The sequence below is a fragment of the Streptosporangium sp. NPDC049078 genome (genome assembly GCF_040648855.1).
Taxonomy (GTDB): domain Bacteria; phylum Actinomycetota; class Actinomycetes; order Streptosporangiales; family Streptosporangiaceae; genus Streptosporangium.
Map to the genome: position 1 here is coordinate 1 of NZ_JBEZEL010000032.1, position 10,478 is coordinate 10,478.

At 73.0% G+C, this 10,478-nt stretch carries 4 protein-coding genes; all 4 read right to left on the reverse strand.

Going from position 1 to position 10,478, the window contains the following annotated elements; translation table 11 throughout:
* Positions 1–5,210 (reverse strand): beta-ketoacyl synthase N-terminal-like domain-containing protein (locus AB0B90_RS37645; RefSeq protein ID WP_362926653.1); only part of this gene is annotated, 5,210 nt, incomplete at its 3' end.
* A 131-nt stretch (positions 5,211–5,341) separates the two neighbouring features.
* Positions 5,342–6,640, reverse strand: coding sequence for an activator-dependent family glycosyltransferase (locus tag AB0B90_RS37650; RefSeq protein ID WP_362926655.1), 1,299 nt, complete (start codon positions 6,638–6,640; stop codon positions 5,342–5,344).
* A gap of 439 nt (positions 6,641–7,079) precedes the next feature.
* Positions 7,080–9,638, reverse strand: a complete 2,559-nt coding sequence (locus AB0B90_RS37655; RefSeq protein WP_362926657.1) for an FtsX-like permease family protein — start codon at positions 9,636–9,638, stop codon at positions 7,080–7,082.
* Positions 9,638–10,438 carry an ABC transporter ATP-binding protein gene (locus tag AB0B90_RS37660; RefSeq protein WP_350950354.1) on the reverse strand — a complete coding sequence of 267 codons (801 nt, stop codon included), beginning with the start codon at positions 10,436–10,438 and terminating at the stop codon, positions 9,638–9,640. Before AB0B90_RS37660 ends, AB0B90_RS37655 begins: the two co-directional genes overlap by 1 nt.
* Positions 10,439–10,478 lie beyond the last annotated feature (40 nt).

Below are 10,478 nucleotides of genomic sequence, written 5' to 3' on the forward strand. Positions count from 1 at the left end.
GCCTCCGCCGCCCGCCGCACATCCCACGACCGCACCGGCAACGGCCGCAACACCCCCCGCCCGAACAGATCGAGCACCTCCGCCAACATGTCGCGGATGTGGTCGGGGCCGGAGTCGATGAGGTCGAAGGCCGCGTACTCGACCCCCGGATACGCGTCGCCGGTCGCGGCGGCGTCACGGATGTCGGTCTTGCCCATCTCGACGAACCGGCCGCCTCGGGGCAGCAGGCGCAAGGAGGCGTCCACGAACTCACGCGCCAGCGAGTTCAGCACCACATCCACCCCGCGACCACCCGTCACCCCCAGGAAACGCTCCTCGAAGTCCAGATCCCGCGACGAGGAGATGTGCTCCTCATCCAGCCCCAACGACCGCAACACCCCCCACTTGGCAGGACTCGCCGTCGCGAACACCTCCGCCCCCAGATACCGCGCCAACTGCACCGCCGCCATACCCACCCCACCGGCACCCGCGTGCACCAGCACCGACTCCCCCGGCTGGAGGCGGGCCACGTGCCTCAGGCCGTGGTAGGCGGTGAGGAACACGGCGGGGACGGACGCCGCCTGCTCGAAGGTCCAGCCCTCGGGAATCGGCGCGAGCAGCCGCCGGTCGGTCACCCCCACCGGGCCGAACGCGCCGTCCAGCAGACCGAAGACCCGGTCACCCGGCGCCAGGTCGTCCACCCCGGCACCGACCTCAAGCACCACGCCGGAGGCCTCGCCTCCCATCGGCACATCGCGCTCGGGCACCATGCCGAGCGCCACGACGACGTCGCGGAAGTTCATCCCGGCGGCGCGGACGGAGATCCGCACCTCGCCCGGCTCCAGCGCCCTGCCGGACGCGGGGTGCGGGACCAGCGCCAGGTCCGACAGGCTCCCCTTGACCGGCGCGTCCAGCCGCCACTCGGCCACCCCGGCCGGCACCGCGAGCCCGTCCCCGCCCGCCGCCCGCGCCAGGCGCGGCGCCCACGCCTTTCCGTCCCGTACGGCCACCTGCGGCTCGTCCGGGGTCGTCGCGCTGAGCAACGCCGTACCGGAAACGGGGCTCTCGTCGAGGTCCACCAGCAGGAGGCGGCCCGGGTTCTCCGCCTGGGCGGCGCGCAGCAGGCCAAGGGCCGCGGCGCCCGCCAGGTCGGTGACGTCGTCGCCGTGCACGGCGGCCGCGCCCCTGGTCACCACAACCAGCCGCGCCGACCCGAACCGCTCCTCGGCGAGCCACTCCCGCACCAGCCCCAGCGCCCGGTGCGTCGTCGTCCGTACCCGAGCCGCGACGTCTCCGTTCTCCTGCCCCTCGGAAGGCGGGAAGGGGACGAACACCAGATCCGGCACGACCTCGGAGGCCGCCGACGACCCCAGGTCCTCGAACTCCTCGACCTGCGCACCGGTCGCGCGCAGTGCCTCGGCCAGCCCGATCCCGTCGGCGCCCAGCACCGCGTACCGCTGCCCGGCGGGGATCTCGGCGAGTGGCGGCACCGTCCAGTCCACCCGGAAGAGGGAGTCGCGGCGGGCGTCGGCCGCCGCGGAGAGCCGGTCCGCCGGGAGGGGACGCGACAGCAGGGACTCCACGGACGCCACCGGGCTCCCCGAGACGTCGGCGAGCCGGAGCGAGACCGTGTCGGTGCCGGCGGGCGACAGGCGCACCCTCAGCTCGGCGGCACCCTCGGCGTGCAGGGAGACGCCGGACCAGGCGAACGGCAGGCTCACCTCGCCGGACCCGCCCTCCAGCAGTGCCTCGGCGTGCAGGGCGGCGTCCAGCAGCGCCGGGTGCAGGGCGAACCTCCCCGCCTCTCCTCGCGCGTCCTGGGGGAGGGCGACCTCGGCGAAGATCTCCTCACCGCGTCGCCAGGCCGCCCGCAGCCCCTGGAACAGCGGGCCGTACTCGTATCCCTGGTCGGCCAGCCGCTCGTACAGGCCGTCCACCTCCAGTGCCGTCGCACCCGCCGGAGGCCACTCGGCCAGGTCGAAGGGGTCTGCGGGGAGGTCGGCGACGAGGAAACCCGTGGCGTGCCGGGTCCAGGGCGCGTCCGCCTCGTCGCCTGCGTCCTCCGGGCGGGAGTGCACGGCGACCGGGCGGCGGCCCGTCTCGTCCGACGCCCCCACCGACACCTGCACCTGCACGCCGCCCTCTCTCAGCGGCAGCGGCGCCTCAAGCGTCAGCTCGTCCACCGTCCCGCACCCCACCCGGTCACCGGCACGCATCGCCAGCTCCACGAACGCCGTACCCGGCAGCAGCACGGTGCCCGCCACGGCGTGGTCGGCGAGCCAGGGGTGCGTGCGCGTCGACAGCCGCCCGGTCAGCAGGACCTCGCCGGTTCCCGCCGATGTCACCGCCGCGCCGAGCAGCGGGTGACCGGCCGCGGTCAGGCCGGTGGACGCCAGGTCGATCGCGTCGGTGGCGTCCAGCCAGTACCGCTCACGCTGGAAGGCGTACGTGGGGAGCTTCACCGGGCGAGGGTCGTGGGGGGCGAACAGCGGTTCCCAGTTCACCGGCGCCCCGTGCGCGTACGCCTCGGCCAGCGAGGTGACGAACCGGTTCATGCCGCCCTCGTCGCGCCGCAGGGAGCCGACGGCGACCGCGGTACCGGCTGCGACCTCCATGGCCTCCACGCTCTCCTGGACGCCCACGGTGAGCACCGGGTGGGGGCCGATCTCGATGAACAGAGCGTGCCCATCCCGCACCAGCGCGTGGGTGGCCTCCTCGAAGCGCACCTGCCGCCTGAGGTTGGTGTACCAGTAACCGGCGTCGAGTCCCGCGGTGTCGATCGGCTCGCCGGTCACCGTGGAGTAGAAGGGCACTCCCGCCGACCCGGGGGCGATCCCCTCCAGGTCGGCCAGGATCCGCTCCCTGAGCGGCTCCACGTACGCCGAGTGCGACGGATAGTCGACGGGGATCTTCCTGGCGCGGACGCCGTCGGCCACCAGCCGTTCCAGCAGCTCGTCCAGGGCCTCCGTCTCGCCGGAGAGCACCACGGATCCGGGACCGTTCACCGCGGCCACCGCCACGCGGTCGCCCCAGGGTGCCAGCAGTTCCCGCATCCGCTCGGCCGGGAGCGAGACCGCCATCATCTCCCCGTGGCCGGACAACTCCTCGCCGATGGCGAGGCTGCGGAGCGCGACCACCCGGGCGCCGTCCTCCAGCGACAGAGCGCCCGCCACGCAGGCGGCGGCGACCTCTCCCTGCGAGTGGCCGACGACGGCGTCGGGTTCGACACCGTACGAGCGCCACAGCTCGGCCAGCGAGACCATGACGGCCCACAGCGCGGGCTGCACCACGTCCACCCGTCCCAGCGGCGGCGCGCCCGGCTCGCCGCGCAGCACCTCCACGAGCTTCCAGTCGACGAACGTCGCGAGCGCGTCGGCGCACTCGGCCATCCGGGTGGCGAACACCGGTGAGGAGTCCATCAGCTCGACGGCCATCCCCGCCCACGCCGCTCCCTGCCCGGGGAAGACGAACACCACTTTCGGGTCGGGGACCGCGACGCCGCGCACGACGTTCGGCGCGGCGTCGTGTCCGGCGACGGCGCGCACGCCCGCCAGCAGGTCGGCTCGGCCGGTGCCGACCACCACGGCGCGATGCGGGAAGGCCGCGCGGGAGGTGACGGCGGCGTGCCCGACGTCGACCGGCGACAGCCCGGCGTCGGCGTCCACGTGCGCCGCGAGGCGTTCCGCCTGGGCGCGCAGCGCCTCCTCGCCCTTTCCCGAGATCACCCAGGGCACCACGAGGGGTGGGCCGTACCCGCCGGCGACGGCGCCGTCCGTGTCCGTACCGCCCGCGTGCTCCGTACCGCCCGCGTGCTCCGTACCGTCCGCGGCCTCCGGCGCAGGCGGTGGCGCCTCCTCCAGGATGACGTGCGCGTTGGTGCCGCTCACCCCGAAGGAGGAGACGCCGGCTCTGCGCGGGGCGCCGCCGTTCTCCCAGGTCTCGGCCTCGGTCAGCAGCGTGACGTCACCGGCCGACCAGTCGACGTGCGGTGAGGGCTCGTCCACGTGCAGGGTGCGGGGCAGGACTCCGTGCCGCATCGCCAGCACCATCTTGATCACGCCGGCGACGCCCGCGGCCCCCTGCGTGTGGCCGATGTTCGACTTGATCGAGCCCAGGCGGAGCGGCCTGCCCTCGGGGCGTTCCCGTCCGTACGTGGCGAGCAGCGCCTGCGCCTCGATCGGATCGCCGAGGCCGGTGCCGGTGCCGTGCCCCTCGACGGCGTCGATCTGGGCGGCCGACAGACGCGCGTTGGCCAGCGCCTGGCGGATGACCCGCTGCTGTGCGGGTCCGTTCGGCGCGGTCAGCCCGCTGCTGGCGCCGTCCTGGTTGATCGCCGAGCCGCGGATGACCGCCAGGATCGGGTGTCCGGCGCGCTGGGCGTCCGAGAGGCGTTCCATCAGGAGCATGCCCACGCCCTCGCCCCAGCCGGTGCCGTCCGCCGCGGCGGCGTAGGCCTTGCACCGGCCGTCGGGGGCGAGGCCCCGCTGGCGGCTGAACTCCACGAAGGTGCTCGGCGTGGACATGACCGTCACGCCGCCGGTCAGCACCATCGAGCACTCGCCCTGACGCAGTGCCTGGACGCCAAGATGCAGAGCCACCAGGGACGAGGAGCACGCGGTGTCCACCGAGACCGCGGGCCCCTCCAGGCCGAGCACGTAGGCGACCCGTCCGGAGGCGACACTGCCGTCGCTGCCGTTGCCGATGTAGCCGCCGAGTTCGTCGGGGACGACGCGGGCCCTGGAGCCGTAGTCGTGGTAGATCACCCCCGCGTAGACGCCGACGGCACTGCCCCGCGCGGACAGCGGGTCGATCCCCGCGTCCTCGAACGCCTCCCAGGCGGTCTCCAGCAGCAGTCGCTGCTGGGGGTCCATCGCCACCGCCTCCCGGGGGTTGATCCCGAAGAAGGCCGGGTCGAACCCCGCCGCGTCGTAGAGGAAGCCGCCCGAGCGCGTGTAGCTCTTGCCCGGACGGTCCGCGTCGGGGTCGTAGAGGTCGTCGACGTCCCAGCCACGGTCCTCGGGGAACGACGAGATGGCGTCGCCGCCCTCGGCCAGCAGCCGCCACAGCGCCTCCGGACTGTCCACTCCCCCGGGGAACCGGCAGCTCATCCCGATGATCGCGATGGGCTCGGTCTCCCTGCGCTCGGCCTCTCGCAGCCTCTGCCTGACCTCCCGCAGATCGGTCGTCGCCCGCCGCAGATAGTCGAGAAGTTTGCCGTCGTTCTCCACCACGTCACCCCTGTCAGACCGTTCGGGGGCCTCGCCCGGTCGAACCGTGCGTCTCGGGTCGAGGCGTAAAGGAAAAGGGCGCTCGCGTCGCGGGGCGGCCCGTGTTCGGCGTTCCGGTGAATCGCGGGCGAACCTCAGCCGGCCGGCGTCGGCTCGCCGTTCTCCGCCCGGTGGCGGGCGACCAGCTCTTCCAGGTCGCGTACGAGATCGTGCGGGGCCGGGGTGGCCTCGGCGATGTCCCTGAGCCGGGTCGCGTTCTCCCTGAACGACGGCTCGTCGATCAGGCGCAGCAGGTTCTCCCTGAGCGTCCGCGCCGAGAGCTTCTCCGGCTCAAGGACGAGGCCCGCGCCCTCGGCGGCCAGCCGCCGGGCCATGCCCGCCTCGTCGTAGAGTTTCGCGGGGACGACGAGCTGCGGAATCCCGTGCGCGATCGCGGTCCCGAACGTCCCGGTGCCACCGTGATGGACGATCGCCGCGCAACCCGGCAGCAGGGAGTTGAGCGGGACGTAGTCGACGATCCGCACGTTGTCCGGAACCTTCTCCCCCGGATCGAGCTGGGCGGCGTTGAGGGTGGCGACCAGTTCGAGGTCGAGGTCGGCCACGGCCTCGAACAGGTCGGCGGCTCCGATGCTGCCGTTCCCGCCCCACACCTCGCGCCCCGACACGCCGAGGGTGAAGCAGACCCGGGGCCGCCCGGACCCGGCCTCGCGCAGCCAGTCCGGGAGGACGGCGGGACCGTTGTAGGGGACGAAACGGACGGGCAGGTAGTCGTGCTCGACGGGAAAGCGCGTCCAGACCGGCATCGAGTCGACGGTGGCCTGGCCCAGAATGGTGTCCTCGTGGAATTCGCAGCCGTACCTCGCCAGCTTCGCGGTCACCCAGTCGGCCACCGGGTCCTCGACGGGGTGCCCCGGCCGCGTCTCCCTCAACCGCAGGAACAGCGAGCGCATCCGCCCCCAGTGGTCCCTGCCGAAGGTCGACCGGACGTGCGCGGCTCCGCAGGCCCGGGCCGCCACCGGGCCGGGGAAGGTGATCGAGTCCCAGACCACCAGGTCGGGACGCCAGTGGCGGCAGAAGGCGACGAGGTCGTCGTACATCGACTCGTCCGTGATGAAATCCAGCGCGAGGGGTGAGGCGAAGGAGGCCATGCAGTCGCGCACGTACTCGTAGGTGAGGACGTCGGGCCGCTCCTCGGCGATGTCGTAGCCGGAACCGAAGATCTGCTGGTCGGCGGGGACGGTCGCGAGCCGCTCGGCCACGTTGGACATCTCACCCACCGATACCGCGGTCAGGCCGGTCCGGGTGACCTCGTCGAGGATGTCCGGCTGGGTGGCGACGATCACCTCGTGGCCCGCGGCCTTCAGCGCCCACGCGATCGGCACCACCAGAAAGAGATGGGCGTTCGCGGCGTGCAGGGTGAACAGGACACGCATGAAGATTTCCTCCGGATTTCATTCAAACGAGATCAGACTGCCTACCGCGAGATCAGCGAATTCGTCTTCGTGCTTCGCGGTCACGGGTAACCCGCACCGATTCCAGAAGGTGGGGAAAACTGCTGTCCGCCGTTTTCCATGCCGAACCAAGTAGCACGCTACCTATGTGGGTGCGATGAAACCGACCCCTAGCGCACCCCTCAGCCTCCCCTGAGGAGAACCCCGGCTTCCGGGGCGGCCGTCGGCGGCACGACCAGGTCAGAGCATGTGGAGACGTGCCGGAACGGCGAAGGGAGGGGGTGTCGTGCCCCCTCCCCTAGCCGGTGGACCGGACGGTGAACCCCGGCTGGAACATCGCGTGCGACGGCCCCTCGCGACCGGGGCCACGCGGGCCGGCCGAGGGGAGGGCAGGCGCCGGTATCCGGCGACCCGTGACCCGCTAGGAGCCCCCGGAGTCGGCGGAGCGGACGCGGCGGGGACGGGTGACGATCCACGCGGGCGACAGGGCTCCCATGAGCGCGGACAGGCCGACGGAGCAGACCACGATGACGTAGAGCCACACCGGTCCTGAGGGAAGCGGGGAGCCGTTGACCGCGATGGTGAAGGGCAGCAGCAAGGGCACGAAGCACACGGTGCCGAGCACGACGCCGATGACGGCGACCAGGACCCCCTCGACGCCCATCATCCGCAGGATCTGCCCCCGGCTGGAGCCGATCAGCCGTTGCAGCCTGAACTCCCTGCGCCGCCGTACCGCGCCCGCCGCCTGGGTGCTGATCACCGAGATCACGACGAAGGCGAGTGTCGTCCCGATGAGCAGGTGGTTCACCCATGCCCGCGTCCGTTCCCGCTCGGTGTGCGGGCCGGACAACACGTCGTCGCCGCTCACCCGCAGCCCCGGCACGGCTCGCGCCACCCCGGCCAGGGTCGCGGCCACCCGGGGGACGTCTCCGTCCGAGACCGCGCGCACGAGGATCTGGGGCGGCAGGCCGGCCGTGGTGTGCTGTGCCAGCAGGTCGGCCGGCATCAGGACCGTCTCGGCACCCGCCTTCGCCGACAGCAGCGCGACCACCCTCAACTCGGCCGCGTGTCCGTCGCCCAGGCGGATCCTGACCGTGTCGCCGAGACCGCGGCCGAGTTGCCGGGCGTGCCCCTCGGCCAGCGCGACGCTGTGCCCGCGCAGCCCGGTGAGCGTACCGGCGGTGAGCCTGAGCTTCATGACGTGCTCGGCGCCCTCCGCGGTGATCCCCCGGGCCGGCCATCCGTCCTCGCCCTGCCAGGCGTCGTACGGGCTCTCCAGGAACACGGTGCCGGTCACGAACTCCGAGGCTCCCGCGACACCCGGGATCGACCGGACCCGGCCGAGCAGGTCGGTGGCCAGGCCGCCGGTCTGCGCGGTGAGCACGACGTCGGCGCGCAGGTCCCTGACGTACGCGCGCTCGGCCACACCCGCCGGGGACACCTGAAGGTAGACGTTGGCCAGGGCGATTCCCGTGACGAGCATGATGGGCGTGGCCGCGGCGGCCACCCGGACGGTCCGCGCGCGGGTGTTGAGGATGGCGAGGTGTCCAGGCTGACCGAAGACCGCGCGGACCGGCCGGCGCAGGGCCTCGGTCATCGCCACCGTCATACGAGGGGCGACCAGGGTCAGCCCGACGGAGAGCGCGATCACGGTGAGACAGACGGAGATCACCCCGGGTGGGCGGGACGCCACCGCCGCCGAGACGGCGAGCGCCGCGCCGCCGGCGAGGCAGACCAGCGCGATCGCCGACCGCACCAGGCCGAGCGGCCGCCGCCGGGGCACGGTGCCGGCGGGCGGCTCGACGGCCGGGATCATCGACGCCCGCCTCGCCGGAAGGAACACCGCCGCCGCCGCGGCGAGCAGGCACGTCGCGACGGCGGCCAGGACCGGGATCCAGCTCTGCTGGAACGGCATGACCTCGGGGACCAGCCCGTCGGCCACCAACCGCCCGAACAACCAGTGTCCGAGGTAGGGACCGAGCAGGCAGCCCGGCACGACGGCGAGCGCGGAGACCGTCATCCCCTCGCTGAACACCATGCGCCGGATCCGCGCCGGGGACGTGCCCATCACCTTCAGCAGCGCCATCTCCCGGCTGCGGTGCTCGACCGACATGCCGAGGGTGCCCGCCACGACGAGTGCGGCGACCAGGAGCGTCGTCCCCGCGGTCACCCCGGAGATGACGACGAGGTTCTCGCCGCCGTCCCTGCCCTCGGGGAACTCGGCCAGTCCGCGGTCGTCACCGACCAGAGCCGTCGCCATGTGACCGTGCAGCGCGGCCTGGATCCGCGGGCGGAGCACCCCGGCGTCGATCCCCCGGGCGGGCAGGACCGCGGCGGCGTCGACGGTGCCGGGGTGCCCGGCCAGGCGCCGGGCGTCGGACGCGGAGAAGAACATCGCGGCCTCGGTGATCGCGCGACCGTCCGCGGGCGCGGCGACACCGGTGACCCGGTAGGTCCCGGCGACGCCGCCGACCGCGACCTCGACCCGGTCTCCCACCCGGGCACCGGAACGCCGGGCCAGCGTGGCGTCGAGCACCACCTCCCCCGAACCTCCGGGCGGCGTGCCGGCGCCCAGCTCGTACGGCGCGAGCCGGGCGGAGCTCCAGTCGTGCCCGACGCCCGCCGGCCGATTCCCCAGCAGGATCGTGGCGGGAAACGACAGGTCACCGATCACCCGGTCCACCCCGGGCACGGCCCTCAGGGTGTCGAGCAGGCCGACACCGAGCCGCACGCGTTCGGTCAACCGCGTCCACTCGGTGTCCTCGTCCCGGAGGTCGGCTTTGGGCAGCGGATAGGACGGGTCACCGACTATCACGATCGGCGCCCCCGCCAGGCGCTGGGGCGGCACCTTCCCCCGGAGGCCGGTCTCCATCAGCGCACCGGCAGCCGAGACGATCACGGCACCGAGGAGCATCGCGGTGAAGACGGCGGCGAAGACATCCTTGCGGAAGGACAGCGTGCGCAGGGCGAGGCGCCACATCAGCCGACGTTCCCCTCTTCTGGCCTCGGTGGCCTGTCCCAGATGCCGAGGTGCGACATCCTCTGGACCACCGCCCTGTCCATCGGCAGGCTCCGCTCGTCGACGACGCGGCCGTCGGCGAGGAAGACGACGCGATCGGCGTAGGAGGCGATCAGCGGGTCGTGGCTGGCCATGACGACGGTCCGGCCGCCCTCGTGCACGGCCTCCTGGAGCAGCCCGAGGACACTCTCGGTGGCGCGGGCGTCCAACGCGCCGGTCGGCTCGTCGGCGAAGATCACCGGATGGCGGGTGACCAGGGCACGGGCGATGGCGGCCCGCTGGCGCTGTCCCGGGGAGAGTTCGTACGGCCGGTGGCGCGTCCTGTCGGCCAGCCCGACCCTGCGCATCACCTCGGCGAGCAGCGAGGGGTCGGCGGCCCTGCCCGCCAGGGAGAGGGGCAGGACGACGTTCTCCTCAACGTCCAGTGCGGGCAGCAGGTTGAACTTCTGGCAGATGAAGCCGATCCGTTCACGGCGCAACTCCGTCAGCGCCGCCTCGTCGAGCCCGTTCAGCTCCCTCCCCTCCAGGGTCACCGTTCCCGAGGTCGGCCTGTCGAGCCCGGCCGCGCACTGCAGCAGCGTGCTCTTGCCCGACCCGGACGGCCCGATGATCGCGGTGAGGCTGCCGCGAGGGCAGCCGATCGTCACACCTCCCAGAGCGACGACGACGTCCGCTCCGCTCCGGTAGGTCTTCTGCACCGAGTCGAGCCGGACGATCTCCTCGACTTCCTGACTCTCCGCGCGGATCCCTTCGCTGTCCATAGGCCGAAGCGTAATCAGCGGGCGATAGTCGGCACATCGG